This is a genomic window from Labrys sp. KB_33_2, from assembly GCF_052114505.1.
Taxonomy (GTDB): domain Bacteria; phylum Pseudomonadota; class Alphaproteobacteria; order Rhizobiales; family Labraceae; genus Labrys.
In genome coordinates, this window is record NZ_JBFREW010000014.1 from 192,287 (window position 1) to 208,399 (window position 16,113).

Below are 16,113 nucleotides of genomic sequence, written 5' to 3' on the forward strand. Positions count from 1 at the left end.
TCCCTGTCGCCTGTCACCGGTCACCGCGCTTGGGCGTGCGCACGAAATCATGCCGCCTCGCGAAGGGAGCGGCGATCACGCTTGCCGAATTGGCCATCGCCAGAAAGACGAGCAGGACGGGAATTGCGATCAGGGTTGCCCCGTAGCGGATGATACCACCTCGGCGCAAGCGTAGAAATGGCGGCAAGGTAATGAGAACAGCGCTGGTCACGGCATAAATCGCGACCGCCATCGCCAGAAGGGCATGTCCGCCGCCAAAACCGCGCAGCAGGCCGTCAAGTACAAAGGCGGCCGCCGCCAGCACGAAACAGGGCAGGCCAAGCTGCAGGCCGAGCAGCAGGCTGGTGCCAAGCTTGGCGGCAAGGTTCCAGTCCGAGCGCCAGACCAGCGGCAGTCCCTTGCGCGCGACCTGGATGAAGCCACTCGACCAACGCGCCTGCTGCACGCGCCAGCTGGCGAGGTCGGCAGGCGCCTCGCAGGTCAGCGGAGCCTCCAACATGAGCTGGCCGTGCCAGCCGGCGACATAGGTCCGCACGGTCAGGTCCAGGTCCTCGGCGAGCGTGTCGGCGGACCAGCCGCCGGCCGCATCGATGGCGGCGCGGCGCCAGATCGCGCCGGTGCCGTTGAACTGGAACATGTCACCGCCGGCCTGCCTTCCCGCCTGCTCGGCAAGGAAATGCGCATCGACTGAAAATTGCTGGCCCGAGGTCATCCAGTTCTGGTCGCGATTGCCAAATTCGAAGCGGAACTGCACGAAGGCGGCACGCGCATCGGCCGCCAGCACCGCTGCCGCCTGCCGCAGCCATTGGCGCGGCGCCCTGAAATCGGCATCGAGGATGGCAATCAAGGGTGCATCGCAGCGCCGCATGCCTTCGGCGAGAGCGCCGGCCTTGAAGCCGTCCCGGCTTACCCGCCTGACCTGCTGCACCACCGGGCCTCCCGGCGGCAGGCTGGCAATGGCGGCGGCGGCAAGGGCCGCCGTCTCATCGGTGGAATCATCGAGGAGCTGGATGGTCAGCCGGTCGGCCGGCCAGTCCAGCGCCAGGGCCGAGGCCAAGGCTCCCTCGACGGAGCCGGCCTCGTTGTAGAGCGGGATCTGCAGGAGGATATGCGGAGGCTCGCCGTCCGATCGCATCGGGGGCGGCCGGTAGCGGCGCGCGCGCCCGGCAAGGCGCAGATGCTGGCCGAGCAGGACGACAAGGAAAAGGCCGGCGGCCAGGCCGATGGCATCGATCACCAGGAGCATCAGCGCCGCCCCGCCAGCGCGATCGTGGCCGAGCCCCAGGCGAGGCGGCGTGCCAGCAGCGCGTTCAGCCAGAGCGCCGGCATGATCGCCTCCCTGAGGAGCACGGCGAACGGCATGGCCGGGGAGAGCGGCCAGCCCTTGCGCCAGGCGAGCGCACATTCGGCTGTGGGCCAGAGGAAGATAGACAGCACCAGCAAGGGTATGGCGGGCAGGCCGAGGAAAGCGGCGACGGCGAGCGCCGCGAGGCAGGCGGCAGGCAGGCCTGTCAAGGGCTCGGCTGCGAAGGCCAAGGGTTCTTCCAAGCGCCGGCAGATCGCCCAACGCAGATGCCTCTGCCAGATCTCGCCAGGCTGACGAGCGCCGAGGTCCTGATCGACGGTGGCGCTGGCGAAGACCGGACGCAGGCCCCGGCCCTTCAGAAGCTTTGCCAGAGCATGGTCGTCGGCCACCGCGTCGAGGATCGCCGAGAGGCCGCCGGCGGCCTGAAGATCGCCGCGCCGCAGCAGCATGGCCGCGCCGATGCCGGCCCCGCCCCCGAGCGCAGAGAGCGCCAGCAGGAGCCTCCCGCCATAGGTATTGACGAGGCTGGCCTCCAGCAGGGCCGCGAAATTGGCGGGCCTTCGCGCCACCGGCACGGCGCAGACCAGCCCGACGCCCGAAGCCAGACTTGCCGTCATCGCGGCAAGAGCGCCCGGCGGCAGAATGGTGGCGGCGTCCTTGATCAACAGGAGATCATGAACAGCCGCTTCGACCGATTCGACGAGATTGGCGATCTTCGGATTGGCATCGGGGATGGGCGTGGTGAAGAGGAGCGAGGCGCGTGCTCGTTTCATCCCCTCCCCCTCCATGGGAGGGTGGGACGCGGCATCTTCTGCCTGCCTGCAGCTCACCGAGAACAGGACTTCGAGGCCGGGGTAATCCAGGTCGAGAAGCTTGCGGTTCGCCTCGCTCCTCGTTTCCTCGATGCGCCGGAGAGGCACCAGCACGGAGATGGGGCCGCGTTCGCCGGCAACGGCCCGGCGTGCCACGAGTGCCGGCTGGAGCAAGGCGAGCAGTGTAGAGCCGAGCAGCAGGGAGACGAGGGCGACCCACCACAGGCCGGCCAGGGAGCCGACCAAGCCAGCAAGCACCGTCATGATCCCGCGCGCTCCCGCTCCCGCGTCAACGGCACATCGACGCCGGGGCGATCGAGCAACCAGTCGCCGAAACGGGCGGGCAGCAAAGTGAGCAGACGCAATCCCGCATAGAGGATGAAGGGGAAAGCGATCACCCGCTTGCGGCGATCGAGGCCGCTGCGGATGATCCGGGCTGCCCGCGCGGCGGTGACCTTGAGCGGCTGCGGCGCGACCAGCTCGGCGTTGAGCGGCGTGGTGACGAAACCCGGCGCGATCAGGCTGACCGTGATGCCTTCCCGTCGAAGTGCCGGCCGGATGCCCTCGGCATAGGCATGAACCGCGGCCTTGGCCATGGAATAGGCCGGCGAGGAGGGAAAGCCGCGCAGCCCGGCAAGCGAGCCGACCAAAGCGACATGGCCGCGGCGACGGCGGCGCATGGCCTCGAGGGCCGGCTCGATGGTGTTGACCGCCCCCATCAGATCGACGGCGAGCACGGCCCGCATCGCCTCGCCCGGGTCGAGCGGCCTTTGCGCGCTGGTGCCCGAGACGATGCCGGCGCAGGCGATGGCGAGATCGATCGGCGTTTCACCATCCCGGGCCGCGATCCAGGCGGCGAGTGCCTTGCGGTCGCGGACGTCGAGGCTGATGGCGACGACCGTGGCTCCGCGCGCCCGGCAGAGTTCAGTGATATCAGCCAGCCTCGCCTCGTCGCGGCCGACGAGAAGAAGGCAGCGATCAGGTGCGGCATATTCAAGTGCCAGAGCCCTGCCGATACCGCTGCTGGCGCCGGTGATCAGCACGGTCTGGCGGTTCATGGCCGACCCTCCATCGCGCACGATAGAGTCGCTTCCGCTAGGCAGGCGACCACGCCATCGCCTGTCTTGACGAAGAGACGCAGCACAGCCGGCTCTCCGTCTTCGCGACGCTTGACCGTCCGCCCGGAAATCTCGACTTCAGCACCGACCGGCACAGGTGCCATGAAGCGGGTCGACAGGCCGGTGATAACGGCCTCAGGCAGGAAACGCCGCACCGCTTCGTGCAGATAGGCGACCAGCAACATGCCATGTACGGGTGCGGCCTCAAGCCCGATGGTGCGGGCGATGGCCGCGCTGACATGCAGGGGATTGGTGTCGCCTGAGGCACGGGCGAACGCCTCGACCTCGCTTGGGCCGATCGGGCCTATGACGATAGGCGGGATCGAATTGCTCATTGCGCCTGCTCAGGTTGGAACAACCGATAGGTCGCGGCAAAATCGGCAATGACCTCGCCATCCGCTCCTTCGATATGCGCTTCGATCTGCACATCATCGGGCGCGGAGGCATCCGCCCGTCGCGTAATCACGAAACGGATCTCCTGGCCAATCAGCAAGGCGCGATAATAGCTGAAGCGCTGGGCTATCAGCACGGGAATGAGATGCTCTTCGCCGGCAAGATCGTCGAAGGCGGCCTTGGCGGCCGGATGCCACAACCAGATCGCCGGGAAGGTCGCGGGAACCTCGTCACCGTCGCCCGCCAATCCTTGGCTCATCGTGCCATCGATGGCGGTCGCCTTGCGGTAGCGCCGCACGGCTTCCGCCTCGACCCGGGCCGCAATGGGGCCGATGCGTAGAGGCGGCAGCGCGCTCATGCCTGCCCGACGATCAGCACCGCATTGATGCCGCCGAATGCGAAGGAATTCGTCATGGCATGGCGCATCGTCACCGCCCTCTTCTGACCCGGCACGCAATCAAGATCGCATCGGGGATCGGGCGTTGTCCAGTTGAGGGTCGGCGGCGCCACGCCTTCGCGCAGGGCCATCACTGTAATGGCGAGCTCGATGGCGCCGGCCGCACCGAGGGCGTGGCCATGCACCGGCTTGGTGGAGGAGACGGGCAGGTGGGGTAGTCTTTCGCCGAAGATCGCAGCGAGCGCAGCCGCCTCGGTGGCGTCATTGGCGAGCGTGCCGGTGCCGTGAGCGTTGACATAGTCGATCGCCTCCGGTTCCAGCCCGGCATCCTGCAGGGCCTGGCGCATGGCGGAAGCCGCGCCGCCGGCGTCCGGGCGCACGATGTCGCCGGCATCGCTGGAGGTGCCATAGCCGCAGAGCTCGGCCAGCGGTGCCGCACCCCTGGCCCGGGCACTCTCCTCGCTCTCCAGCACGAAGATGGCGGCGCCCTCCCCGAGCACCATGCCGTTGCGGTCCTTGGAGAAGGGACGGCAGGCATTGGGCGAGAGCACGCGCAGGGCTTCCCAACCCTTCATGCCAGAGGCGGTGATGCAGGCCTCGGCACCGCCGACAATGGCGCGGTCGACGATGCCGGCCCGGATGAAATGGGCGCCGAGGCCGATGGCCTGCGTACCGGAGGCGCAAGCGCTGGCGACGGCAAAGGACGGGCCGCGCGCGCCATGGCGCGCGCTCAATTGCGAAGCGGCGCCATTGGGCATCAGGCGCGGCACGCTCCAGGGATCGAGGCGCTGGCCAGTGACATAGGCGTTGTGAATGCCGATCTCGATGGTTTCCCCGCCGCCAACGCCGGTGCCGACGATGGTGGCGGTACGCTCGCCCTGCCGGTCGGCGCGGGCAAAGCCGGCCTGCGCCAAGGCTTCGTCACCGGCGACGATGGCGAGCTGTGTGAAGCGGTCGCAGAAGGCCAGCACGTCGGGCTCGATATGGACAGCCGGGTCGAAACCGCGCAACTGGCCGGCGATGCGGATATTGTGGCGCAGCTCCCGCGCCACTTCGAGCGGCCCGATGGCGCTCTGTCCCTCGCGCGCGGCCTGCCACAGCGCCGGAACCCCGAGTCCCGCCGCCGTCGCTGCTCCCATGCCGGTGATGTAGACGCGCTTTCTGCTCAAATCAGGACTTTTCACTGGCGATACGGGCCAGCACGCCGTCGATGAAGGATTTGAGATCCTTGGCTTCGGCGATCGAGCCATCCATCGGAATATAGACGTCGAATTTTTCTTCCACCGCCGTGAGGATCATCACGATATCGATGGATTTGAGGCCGAGCGTCTCGAAGGTTGCGTCGGGCGTGACCTTCTCGCGATCGACCATGCCCTCGGATATGATCAGGTTGACGACCTCGTCATAGACACGCTGCGGATTGGACAGGATGTTATCTTGGGTATCGGTCGACATCTTCTTCCTGGACACGTCCTTAGGCGTAATGGGACTGAATCGATGTCTCAAATACACCGAAACGGCGTGTTGACCGAGCCCCGAGCCATTCAACTACGCTCGTCATGGCATAGTTGTCGTCAAGAATCCAACCGCATTCCAAATCTTGCACACCGGTGATGGCAGCACGGCGCATCAATTCATCCACCAGGATCAGCGCGACGCTGGCACCGGAGACCGACCCGACCAGCCGCGGCGCCACGCCGAACAGCACGGCGCGGCCGCCGGTGAAGCGCCGGGTCAGGCCGCGCCAGGCCAGTTTCAGCCAGCCGGCGGGGGACGGCGAGCCCCCGAGATCGCCCGCGATCTCGAAGACATTGGGCAGGAACAGGGCAAAGCCCAACAATTCCCCTTTCCGTTCGACGAAGACGCCATAATCGGCCTTCAGAAGGGGTCTGAAGGCCTTGATCATCGCCGTCATCTCCGCTTCGGAAACCGGCACGAAGCCCCAATTGGCAGCCCAGGAACCGTTGAACAGGCAGCGGCCGAGCTCGGCATCCTCGGCCAGCCTGTTCATGCGCATGGCGCGGATATCGAAACCCTTGCGGCGGCGCTCCATGCCGAGCTTTTCGAGCCTGTCGGGAAGATCGCTGCGACGGCGGTCGAAGGCGTAGGAATGCAGTGTCTTCACCAGCGTGAGGCCGGCCGCCTCCAGATGGGCGCGCAGATAGGGCGGATGCCAGGGCATCAGCACCATGGCCGGCGCGGTGAAGCCATCGATCAGCAGGCCGGACTCGGCGTTGATCGACAGCGTGAAGGGGCCGCGCATCACCTTTCTGCCCTTGCCGGCGAGATGGGCAGCTGCAGTCCGGACCAGTTCGGCCACCACCTTTTCGTCGTCCACTGCGTCGAGGCAGCCGAAGAAGCCGATGCCCTCATGCTGCGGGCCTGTGGCGAGATGATCGATCTGGGCGGAGATGCGGCCGACAGCCCTGCCCTCCCCATCATAAGCAAGCCAATAGGCCGCCTCCCCATGGGTCCAGAAGGCGCTCTTGCCGGGATCCAGCAACTGGGCGCGGTCGTGGTCGAGCGGAGCGACATAGTCGCTGTAACAGGCATAGATCCGCCGCGGCAGAGCAAGGAACTGCCTGAGCTCGCGCTTGGAGGAGACGGGACGGACGGTGACCGGCATGCCGTCCTTCTGTCAAGTTCGAGCGGGAAAGGCAACGGGCGTGAGAAGAACACGCCAGCCTCAGCCACTGGCATCCGTCGGGCTGCCCCCTTGTTCCACCTCTGTGCTTTGGTTATGGCTCCAATCATGGAGACCCAGCCCTTGCTGCAGCCCTTTGCCGATATCTGGCGCCAGCGCGAACTCTTTCGCGCCATCCTGACCCGCGAATTGCAGGTGCGCTTTCGCGGCTCGGTGTTCGGCTGGGCCTGGGCCGTGCTGGCGCCGCTGGTGATGCTGTCGATCTACACGCTGGTCTTCTCCGGCGCGCTCAAGGTCGGCGCCGCCCAGGAAGGCAGCGGGCGCTTCAGCTATGCCTTCTCGATCTTCGTCGGCCTGGTGGTGTTCAATTTCTTCGCCGAGATCGCCTATCGCTCCCCTCTCTTGCTGGCCGAGCACAAGCACATCATCCGCCGCTCGATCTTCCCGCCCCAGATCCTGGCCTGGATCGCGGTGGCGCGCGGCGGCGTCTATATGCTAATCGCCCTCGGCGTGCTGCTGATCGGGCAGATCCTGATCAACCAGTCGATCCACTGGTCGTGGCTGGCACTGCCGTTCATCCTGGTGCCTCTCTGCCTCTGCCTGCTCGGCATCGTCTGGATCCTCTCCACCATCGGCGCCCTGACCAGCGACCTCAACCATTTGATCATCTCGATCATTCCGGTCGCAATGTTCGCGACCCCGGTGTTCTATGAAGTCTCGAATGTGCCGGAGGGCTGGCGCTGGCTGCTCTATCTCAATCCCCTGACCGGTATCATCGAGATGATGCGCGCCGCCATCCTGCGAGGCACCTGGCCTGATGGCCTGCTCTATCTCGTCTGCCTCGCCGCCTCGTTCGCGGTGTTCTATGCCGGCCGGACCTTGTTCATGCGAAAGAAGACGATCCTTGTCGACATCATCTGAACAGAGGGCCAGCCAAGATCTCGCGCAAGAACTCGCGATCGAATGCCGCGACCTCGGCAAGGCCTACCAATTCTATCGCCATCCGATCGACCAGGTGAAGCAGGTGCTTCTCGGCGGCAAGAAGCGCTATTACGACGAGTATTGGGCACTGAAGGAGATCGGCTTCACCATTCCCAAGGGCGCAGCGGTCGGCATCGTCGGTCGCAACGGCTCGGGCAAGTCGACCTTGCTTCAGATCCTCTGTGGCATCACCGCCCCCACAGTCGGCTCGCTCACCGTCAAGGGGCGCATCGCGCCTGTGCTCGCCCTCGGCGCCGCCTTCGACTACGAACTCACAGGCCGCGAAAACTGCTATTTGTCCGGCGCCATTCTCGGCCTCAAGCGGGCTGAGGTCACCGCGAGGCTTGCCGCCATTCAGGAGCTCTGCGGCCTCGGCGATTTCTTCGAACAGCCCGTGAAGCTCTATTCCAGCGGCATGGGCGCGCGCCTCGCCTTCGCCATCTGCGCCCATGCCGATGGGGACGTGCTGATCGTCGACGAAGCCCTCGCCGTGGGGGACGATGCCTTCCGCGAACGCTGCCGGACCTTGATCCGCGCCTTCCGCCAGCGCGGCACCATCCTGTTCGTCTCCCACGACCTCGACCAGGTGATGGATCTGTGCGAGCGCACGATCTGGATCGACCGTGGGCGCCTCAGGGCGGATGGCGATACGCCTGAGGTGATCACCGACTATTGCAAGGCGCTGGCCGAAGAGCCCGACGATCCCAACCGCTTCGCCTTCATGACGTGAAGGCCCCCGAATCAGGCCCGTCGCCGCTGTGGTTCGACATAGGTGGAGAAGATGTGGTCCCAGAACGAGGTGACCACGCCGTAATTGCCCTCCTCGCCGCGATAATGATGCACCATGTGCTGCAGGCGCAGGCGATAGAGCAGGCTGCCCGGCTTCGACGACCAGTGATGCGATGCATGATGCACCAGCATATAGGCGACATAGCCGAGCAGGATGCCGCTGGTAAAGCCGCCAGCAAAGGCATGGTTGGCGAAATAGAGCGGCAAGTAGAACACCAGGAAGATCACGCCGACACTCAGGAAAGACGGCGCGCCGATCATGCCCTTGGGCTCCTGATGATGGGCATCGTGCATCCGGTCGAAGAACGGCACCGCATGATAGATCCAGCGGTGCACGGCATATTCGACGAAAGTCCAGCCGATGCAACCCAGCACGAAAGCCATCGCCCAGATGCCCACGGCGGTGGCGTCATGCTGCAGAAGAGTCAAGAGAAGCAGGCCGAGGGCCGCAGCAGGACAGAGTACAAAATCGCCAAAATAGAGAATTTTGTTCAAACGCATGCGCTTCACCGTTCGATGCACTTTGGAAGCTGGAGCATATTTCTCCGCGATTGCGACAGTTTGAGGACAAAATGCTGCGTCCTAGCAGCGCGCTTCGCCCTCTCTCATCGCCGATCGCCAAGAGCAAAGCGCGTTTATGGCTGAACGATTTTTTGCTCCAGCTTCAGTTTCGACGTGTTTTGCGATTCTTGCCAATACCAGCAAATCGCAAAACGCTTTAAGCAAAAATCATGCCTATCTATGATACGACCTCCAATGTGTATGGCTCAAGCTCGATCCGCCGCAGCGACCCCAGGCCAGCCGGCTCGCGATGCGCCACCACGACGAAGCTCGTATGCGGCAGGGCCGCCCGCAGCGCCGCGAACAGGTGCGCCTCTGCGGCGCTGTCGAGGGCGCTGGTCGGCTCGTCCAGCACGGCCCAGTCCGGCCGTGCCAGGATCAGCCGTGCCAGAGCCAGGCGCTGCTGTTCACCGCCGGAAAGGCCGAGGGGCAGCTCGCCATCATCGAGACCCGGCAGTCGATGCTCGAGGCCGACCAGTTGGAGGGCCTCGGCATAGGCTTGCCGAGGCAGCATCCCGGGATCCTGCGGATAGGCCAGGACGGTCCGCAGATCCGCTAGAGGCAGATAGACCGCCTGCGGCAGGAAGGCGATCCTCCGTTCGGCCGGCAGGGTCACCCTTCCCTCGCCATGCGGCCACAGGCCGGCCATCGCCTTGATCAGGGTGCTCTTGCCGATGCCCGACGCCCCGGCCAGCCAGGCATTCTCGCCCCTCTCCAATCTCATATCCGCCAGGATGTTGAGGGCGCGCCCCTCGGGCGTGGCCAAGGCGAGGCCCTGGATGGACAGGTGATCGAGCCCGCTCGTCCTGGTCCGGACGCCTTCGCCGTCCGTGACCCGTCCCAAGGCATCGAGAAAGCCGTCGAGACGGCGGATGGCTGCCGCGAGTTCGGCCAGATTGCGATAGGAGAAGATGAACCAGGACAGGGTGGTGACCACATTCTGGAAGGCGGAAGCCAGCTTCATCAGCCCGCCCAGCGCGACCTGCCCGGCAAGATAGGCGGGCAAGGCCAGGAAGATCGGGATGCGCAGCACCGTGCTGTGATAGGGCCTGGTGAAGCAGCCCAGTATGAGGTCGCGGTTCATCAGCGCCCGCCAATTGCGCATGATGGCGCCGAAGCGGGCGTCCAGCACGCGCCTTTCGGCGGCCTCGCCCGCCATCAGCGCCACGGCGTCGGAGAATTCGCGCAGGCGCGCGAGCGCGAAGCGGAAATCGGCCTCACGGCTCTGCTGTTGCGCATTGAGCGCCAGCAGAGGACGACCGAGCCAATGGGTGAGCCCGCTGGAGATCAGCACATAGACCGGAGCGGCCCACACCATGTAGCGCGGGATCTCCACCGCCACGCCGAACAGGGTGAAGGCGAGCGGAAAGGAGGACAGCGACCACAGCAGGGCCACATAGGACACCAGCCCCACGATGCTGGTGACGACCTCCAAGCCCTCCTCGGTGAACTTGTCGACGAAGAGGCGGCAATCCTCGGCGATGCGCTGATCCGGATTGTCGGGGGTGGCACCGGCCTGGCGCAGCCTTGCATGGGTCCTGCCGCCAAGCCAGCGGTCGAGCGCGGCCGCTGTCAGCGCGTGGCGCCAGCGGATCTGCACGCTCTTGCGCAGATAGACCGCCGCCAGATACATCGCCGCATTGACGGCGATCAGCAGGCCGAACACGCCGATCTGGTTGACGGCCGCGGCGGCGTCCCGCTTTTCGAGGGCGCCGTAGAACTGGGCATTCCAATCGATCAGCAGCAGGCTGACATAGACGCTGCCCAGATTGAGGCCGAGAACCACCGTCAGCAAAGCAAGGCCCGTGCGCCCACCCGGGCCGGCGACGCACAAGCGCAGCAGCCGCCAGATCTGGCTGAAAATCCGAGGCATGATCCGCCTTTCGCTCAATCGCGACGTGCAAGGACAGCGGCCGGACCGCGCACCGCCAGCCCGATCAATTCGCCTCGCACATTCTCGGCCAGGAGCTCTACTCCATCCGGCCCGGCCCTATCGGCCCGCATTCGCCAACGCCCGACCGCGCCGGCACGCAGATGCAGGTGGAAATCGGGCTGCATGACATTGATGAAGCCCATGGCCGGCTTGACCGCCTCGATATTGCCGGACCAGGCCTGCCTGAGGCCGTCACGGCGCAGTTCGATGGTCACGGGCACGCCGGCACAGCGAGCCACCTCGAAGGGAAGCGAGCCTGGATCGTCCTCGGCCAAATCAGCCCGCTCCATCGCTTCGACGGGCTCTGCCGCCTCCGTTGCCATGCCGCGCAGTTCGGCGACGCCGGCGTCGAAAGGCTCCAGCCCGTCGAGGCCGACCAGGCTGAACAGCACGGCCCCATCCTTGCCTTGAAAGTCGAGGCGCGGCAGCACCTTGTCCTTCATGCGGCCGGAGCGGTCGAGTATGACGGCGCCGAGCGCCGCCGTATCGATATCGGCATCGTGGGCCGCTCCCGCCAGGCGCACGGCGAAACCGGAGCGTTCGACCCTGTCGACAGGACCGATGCGTTCATGGGTGGCCCCACCCTGGCTGGTGGTGAGCATCACCCGGCCGAGGCGTCCTGCCGCCTCCAGCACATCGGCGGCATGGTGCAGCAGGCGTTCGCGCTGCAATCGTTGCTGGCTCATGACGGATCCTTAAAAGGTGATGTTGGCGCCGAGCCTGAAGGTGCGGCCGGCGGCTGTCTGCAATTCGAGCGGATTGGAGAAGGCGACGTTCGAACTCGCCGTCCGGCTGTAGGTGGTCGGCATCGGCCAGCGGAAATAGCGCGTATCGGCGATGTTGAGGATGCCGGCCCGCAGCGTGATGTTCTCGGTCGGCTTCCAGCTTCCGAGGAGATCGAACACGGCATAGCCGCCGGGCTTGAAGATGTCGGGGGTGCTGGCACGGCTAACCTTGGAAGCGAAGGTGCCGATCATCTCGACTTCCAGCCCCTGTTCCGGCTTGGTCCAGCGCAGGCTGGCGACGGCCGTGAGGGGGCTGGCGCCGTTGAACGGGGTCCAAGGCGCATCGCGCGTCGTCTTCTGGTTGCCGTGCTGATAGGTGAGGCTGAGGCTCGAACTCCAGTTTTCGGCCCATTGCACCTCGGCGGAGCCTTCGATGCCGGTCAGCCGGACTTTGGCGCGATTGGCCCAGGTATAGTCGACCCCCTCGCCTGAACTGGCCGGGATCTCCACGAAATTCTGGATGAAGTTGGTGTAGTCGGCATGGAAGGCCGACAGGGAGAAATAACCCCAACCATAGCGCCCGCGCAGCCCCGCCTCGAAGGAGCGGACCCGCTCCGGCTTCAGGTTCGGCGCCGGCACGAGATTGCCGTCCGGCTGTCCTGACGAGGAGCCTGTATAGAGCTGCTCGGCATTGGGCATGCGGAAGCCCTCGGCATAGAGGCCGAATACCGAATAGGTCTCGTTGAGCTTGTAGATGATGCCGAGCTTCTTGGTCAGCGCCGATTCCTCGCGCTGCCTGAGCACATAGCCGGCTACCGGCTGATAGTCCGATTTGGGCTTGGGCGTGATCTGGTTCCAGGAATAGCGCAGCGCCGGCGTCACCGTGAGCTTGCCGTCGAACAGGCTGATCTCATCCTGCACGAAGGCATCGAGCCGCTTGGTGTTGGAATCGGCGAAGTTCCAAGTGTAGGGCACGACGGTGGAGCCGGAAACCGGTACGCCGCCTGGGGTGAACACGCGCGTGGTGCGATTGCGGACATAGTCGGTGTAGCCATATTCGCCGTCGAAGCCCCAGACCAGCTTGTGGTCGCTGCGCCCGAGCTTGAAGGACGAATCGATCTGCAGGCCGGCCTGCAGGAAGCGCTGTCCGAACTCGGTGACATTGTCCTGATATTGCTGATTGCCATTGGCGAGGGTGCGGTGTTCGCGGCTGGTGACCTCGCGGCGCTGCGGCGACCAGGTGATGTTCCAGCGTATCTGGTCGGCGAAGGCGTATTCAGGCTTCCACAGACCGTCCAGCGCGATGCGGTAGCGGGTGAGTTCCTGGCTCCCTGTCCAGGAATGGATGAAGGGCAGTTGCGGCGGATTGGGATTGGCGGGCGTGCGCACCGTGGTCGGCCCGCGATTATAGAGGGAGTCGACATCCCTGTTGCGATCGAAGATCTCGCCGGTGAGCTTCAGTTCCAGTGATTCGGTGGGCCGCCAGACGATCTTGGCGAGGAAGTTCTGCCCGAGTTCGTCCAGCGGGTTGAAACTGCCGCAATCGATGGCACCATATTCGACCCAGCGCGGGCAGCCATAGCGCCCGCCATCGGCCCGGGCGCGCGAGAGCTTGGCCTCGCTCGCTTTCTTGACCGAATAGCCCAGCAGGATCTCGAGATTGGGGGAGACGCGCCAAGCGCCGAGGGCAGTGTTCACCAGCGCCTTGTTGTAGCTGTCGAAATTGGTGCTCGCCTCAAATCCCCAATTGCGTCCTTCCTTGATGATGTCGGCTGGGTCTTTGGTGGTGAAGGCGACCAGGCCACCAACCGCATCGGTACCGTAGAGCGCCGAGGCCGGGCCGCGAATGATCTCGACCGACTTGATGAAGGGCAGATCGACAAAGTCGCGCGTGCCGTCGGTGTTGCCGTCGAGGATGCGCGAGCCGTCGACGCGCATCTGGATGCGGTTGCCGCCGACGCCGCGAATGGTGAAGCCGCCATTGCCGCCGAAGGGATCCGTGCTCGAACTGTTGCGGCTCACGGTGATGCCCGGCTCGTAGCGCGTGAGGTCGTCGATGTCGCGCACCATATGCGACTTCAACTCCTTGTCCGAAATCACCGTCACCGAGGCCGGCACGTCGAGAAGCTGGCGCTTGGCGCGCTCAGCCACGACGGTAACCGGCTCCAGCATCACAGGCTCGTCATTGCCGGCCTGCTCCGATGTCACCGGCCCGGCCGGTTGGCCTGGCAGCGGCTTGCTCTCCTGTGCATGCGCGGCCATTGCGCAGCCTCCCAGAATGAGGCCCGCAGCCATAATGATCCTCGTCTCCATCTTACCCCCCAAAGTAAACTCCGGAGGCGGATAAACACTATACATCCAACATGAATCAACACAAAATAATAATTTGTTTTATGATTATATAAATTCCAACATACGCATACAAAAACGGCTCTCGACAACGCATAGTTTAACGAGAGAAACTAAAAACTGCGCAATCTGGTGAACTGACGAACCCTCACCCACCCCTTGGGAGAAATTGGCATCCCGCCTCTCTCGCTAACCATTTTGCGCAGGTTTGAATTCATGTAAAATATTGATATTGAATCATTTTATGGAGACGGATAGAGGGATGGTGTTTTGCAACACGCTTTCCCTCCCGAGATCCCCGCCATGAGCACGCTAAATTCCGAACTTCGCATCGACACGAGTTTTGGAAATGAATACTTGAATTCAATTTGCAATGACTTTGAAACAGACGAATTTCCAATCCGGCGCACCGGCGAGACCGCCCAAATCGAACTACCGCGCGGGCGAGGAACCGCCTATCTCGCCGCGCGTCCCAGCGAATTGACGATCAAGGCCGAGGCCGACACGGAGCAGGGCTTGTCGGCTCTGAAATTCATACTCAGCCTTCGCCTCGAAAAGGCGGCACAGGCCGAAAAGCCAGAATTGGTGTGGACCGGAGACGGGTGCGATATTACCGTTCTTCCTGGTCTTCGCGAGATGCGGGTCAGGCAGGTCACCCAGGTCACACCGCTGATCCGGCGCATCACCCTTGCGGGCGAGGATCTCCAGCGCTTCACGCGAGACGGCATCCATATCCGCCTGCTCATCCCGCCGGCGGGGCTCGACAAACCGGAATGGCCCCGCCCGGCCAGGAATGGACGCCGCATCTGGCCGCCGGAGGAACGCCGGCCGACACAGCGCCTCTATACGATTCGACGCATCGACGCGGCAGCGGGCGAGGTCGATGTCGATTTCGTGCTGCATGGCGATGCCGGTATCGCCTCGGGCTGGGCGGCCCGGGCAAAACCCGGCGACATCGTCGGCATGCTCGGGCCGGGCGGCGGCGAGATCGATGAGGCGGACTGGTACCTGATCGCCGGAGACGAGACGGCCATTCCCGCCATTGCCCGCATCTTCGAGGCCATGCCGGCCGAGGCACGCGGCATCGCCCTGATCGAGGTGGCGGATGCCGACGAGATCCAGGCCCTCGTCCCGCCTGCTGGCGTCGAACTCAAATGGCTCCTGCGCGACGGCTGCCCGGCCGGCGAAAGTGGCCTCCTGGCCGAGGCCGTCATCGCGGTCCCGCTTCCCTCCGAGGGCCGTTTCCAGTGCTGGCTCGGCGCCGAAGCGGAGACGGCGCGGCGGCTGCGCCATCATTGGCGCGAGGTCCTGCAGCTTCCCAAACATGCCGTCAGCGCCGTTGCCTATTGGCATCGCGGCGAGCCTGGCCACTGAAGCGGGCGGGGCAGCCTCAGCCCAGCGCCATCTTGCCGATGATGCGCATGCCGTCGCCGATATCGGCCTCGATGGCATCGCGCAGCCCCTTGGCGTCGCCCCGCTCGATCGCGGTGATGGCGCGATGATGCTGGTCAACGAGGCCGCTCATGTCGAGATCCTCGTACACAAGCCGCATGAACGGGCCGAATTGCAGCCAGAGCGTCTCGATCAGGGGCAGAAGCACCGAAGAGGGCACTGCGGTATAGATGGCGAAATGGAAGGCGTGATTGGCCCGCATATAGCCTTCGGCATCGTCTTCGGCGAGGCAGCGCTCGACCTCGTCGTCATGCGTCCTGATGGCGGCGAGGCGTTCGGCATCGATGGCGGGCAGCGCCCTTTCGGCCGCCTCCCCCTCCAGCAGCATGCGCACGCGCACCAATTCCTCGAAGCGAGCGGGGGTCATCACGGGAACGCTGACCCGGCGCGTCGCGGTCAAGGTCAAGGCGCCCTCGGTGACCAATCGCGTCACTGCGGCCCGGACGGGCATCGGACTGACGCCGAGCATCTCGGCCAGACCGCGCAGGGTCACGGCTCGGCCAGGGACGAATTGGCCGCCAACCAGCCCGCTGCGGATCGCCGCATAGACCTTGTCATGCACCGGCGCCAACTTGCTGGCGGGCTCGCTGCTGCTCGACTTAGGCGAACTCGGCATGGGCGAAACGGACTCCATTTGACACGGCCAAGATTTG

16 protein-coding genes are annotated in these 16,113 nt (G+C 64.8%); 3 read left to right on the forward strand and 13 right to left on the reverse strand.

The window, feature by feature from the left end:
* Nucleotides 1-13: 13 nt before the first annotated feature.
* Genes AB4037_RS24455 through AB4037_RS24490 form a run of 8 tightly spaced genes read right to left on the reverse strand, consistent with a single transcriptional unit; the run spans nucleotide 14 to nucleotide 6,652 of the window.
* Nucleotides 14-1,246, reverse strand: coding sequence for a glycosyltransferase family 2 protein (locus AB4037_RS24455; protein ID WP_441773264.1), 1,233 nt, complete (start codon nucleotides 1,244-1,246; stop codon nucleotides 14-16).
* Complete coding sequence (locus tag AB4037_RS24460) at nucleotides 1,246-2,382, reverse strand: glycosyltransferase (RefSeq protein WP_441773265.1); 1,137 nt, start codon at nucleotides 2,380-2,382, stop codon at nucleotides 1,246-1,248. The genes AB4037_RS24455 and AB4037_RS24460 overlap by 1 nt, the downstream gene beginning before the upstream one ends.
* Nucleotides 2,379-3,176: an SDR family NAD(P)-dependent oxidoreductase gene (locus AB4037_RS24465; RefSeq protein ID WP_441773266.1), complete on the reverse strand. Its 798-nt coding sequence runs from the start codon at nucleotides 3,174-3,176 to the stop codon at nucleotides 2,379-2,381. Before AB4037_RS24465 ends, AB4037_RS24460 begins: the two co-directional genes overlap by 4 nt.
* Nucleotides 3,173-3,571 (reverse strand): MaoC family dehydratase, encoded by a 399-nt coding sequence (locus AB4037_RS24470; protein WP_434958286.1) that lies wholly within the window; start codon nucleotides 3,569-3,571, stop codon nucleotides 3,173-3,175. The genes AB4037_RS24465 and AB4037_RS24470 overlap by 4 nt, the downstream gene beginning before the upstream one ends.
* Nucleotides 3,568-3,987 (reverse strand): hypothetical protein, encoded by a 420-nt coding sequence (locus tag AB4037_RS24475; RefSeq protein ID WP_434958287.1) that lies wholly within the window; start codon nucleotides 3,985-3,987, stop codon nucleotides 3,568-3,570. Before AB4037_RS24475 ends, AB4037_RS24470 begins: the two co-directional genes overlap by 4 nt.
* A complete protein-coding gene (locus AB4037_RS24480; RefSeq protein WP_441773267.1) occupies nucleotides 3,984-5,195 on the reverse strand; it encodes a beta-ketoacyl-[acyl-carrier-protein] synthase family protein in 1,212 nt (403 codons plus the stop codon). Before AB4037_RS24480 ends, AB4037_RS24475 begins: the two co-directional genes overlap by 4 nt.
* Nucleotide 5,196: 1 nt before the next feature.
* On the reverse strand, nucleotides 5,197-5,481 hold the full coding sequence (locus AB4037_RS24485; RefSeq protein WP_434958289.1) for an acyl carrier protein: 285 nt from the start codon (nucleotides 5,479-5,481) through the stop codon (nucleotides 5,197-5,199).
* A 19-nt stretch (nucleotides 5,482-5,500) separates the two neighbouring features.
* Entirely contained in the window at nucleotides 5,501-6,652 is a 1,152-nt protein-coding gene (locus AB4037_RS24490) for a hypothetical protein (RefSeq protein ID WP_441773268.1), read from the reverse strand.
* Nucleotides 6,653-6,778: 126 nt separating this feature from the next.
* On the opposite strand from AB4037_RS24490, the gene AB4037_RS24495 reads away from it, so the two are divergent.
* Nucleotides 6,779-7,591 (forward strand): ABC transporter permease, encoded by an 813-nt coding sequence (locus AB4037_RS24495; RefSeq protein ID WP_434958291.1) that lies wholly within the window; start codon nucleotides 6,779-6,781, stop codon nucleotides 7,589-7,591.
* Nucleotides 7,575-8,381, forward strand: a complete 807-nt coding sequence (locus AB4037_RS24500) for an ABC transporter ATP-binding protein (RefSeq protein WP_441773269.1) — start codon at nucleotides 7,575-7,577, stop codon at nucleotides 8,379-8,381. The genes AB4037_RS24495 and AB4037_RS24500 overlap by 17 nt, the downstream gene beginning before the upstream one ends.
* An 11-nt stretch (nucleotides 8,382-8,392) precedes the next feature.
* Here the strand turns inward: AB4037_RS24500 and AB4037_RS24505 are convergent, their stop codons facing one another.
* The 4 genes from AB4037_RS24505 to AB4037_RS24520 form a co-directional block, all read right to left on the reverse strand.
* Entirely contained in the window at nucleotides 8,393-8,941 is a 549-nt protein-coding gene (locus AB4037_RS24505; RefSeq protein WP_434958293.1) for a sterol desaturase family protein, read from the reverse strand.
* A 238-nt stretch (nucleotides 8,942-9,179) separates the two neighbouring features.
* On the reverse strand, nucleotides 9,180-10,874 hold the full coding sequence (locus AB4037_RS24510) for an ABC transporter ATP-binding protein/permease (RefSeq protein ID WP_441773270.1): 1,695 nt from the start codon (nucleotides 10,872-10,874) through the stop codon (nucleotides 9,180-9,182).
* 14 nt (nucleotides 10,875-10,888) lie between these two features.
* The gene (locus AB4037_RS24515; protein WP_434958295.1) at nucleotides 10,889-11,620 is read right to left on the reverse strand and encodes a hypothetical protein; all 732 of its coding nucleotides are present in this window, start codon (nucleotides 11,618-11,620) and stop codon (nucleotides 10,889-10,891) included.
* Nucleotides 11,621-11,629: 9 nt separating this feature from the next.
* Nucleotides 11,630-13,921: a TonB-dependent hemoglobin/transferrin/lactoferrin family receptor gene (locus AB4037_RS24520; protein WP_434958296.1), complete on the reverse strand. Its 2,292-nt coding sequence runs from the start codon at nucleotides 13,919-13,921 to the stop codon at nucleotides 11,630-11,632.
* A 390-nt stretch (nucleotides 13,922-14,311) separates the two neighbouring features.
* Here AB4037_RS24520 and AB4037_RS24525 point away from each other — a divergent pair, with 390 nt between their 5' ends.
* Nucleotides 14,312-15,382, forward strand: coding sequence for a DUF2218 domain-containing protein (locus tag AB4037_RS24525; protein ID WP_441773271.1), 1,071 nt, complete (start codon nucleotides 14,312-14,314; stop codon nucleotides 15,380-15,382).
* A 16-nt stretch (nucleotides 15,383-15,398) separates the two neighbouring features.
* On the opposite strand, the gene AB4037_RS24530 is transcribed toward AB4037_RS24525, so the two are convergent.
* Nucleotides 15,399-16,076: a GntR family transcriptional regulator gene (locus AB4037_RS24530; protein ID WP_434958298.1), complete on the reverse strand. Its 678-nt coding sequence runs from the start codon at nucleotides 16,074-16,076 to the stop codon at nucleotides 15,399-15,401.
* Nucleotides 16,077-16,113: the final 37 nt, after the last annotated feature.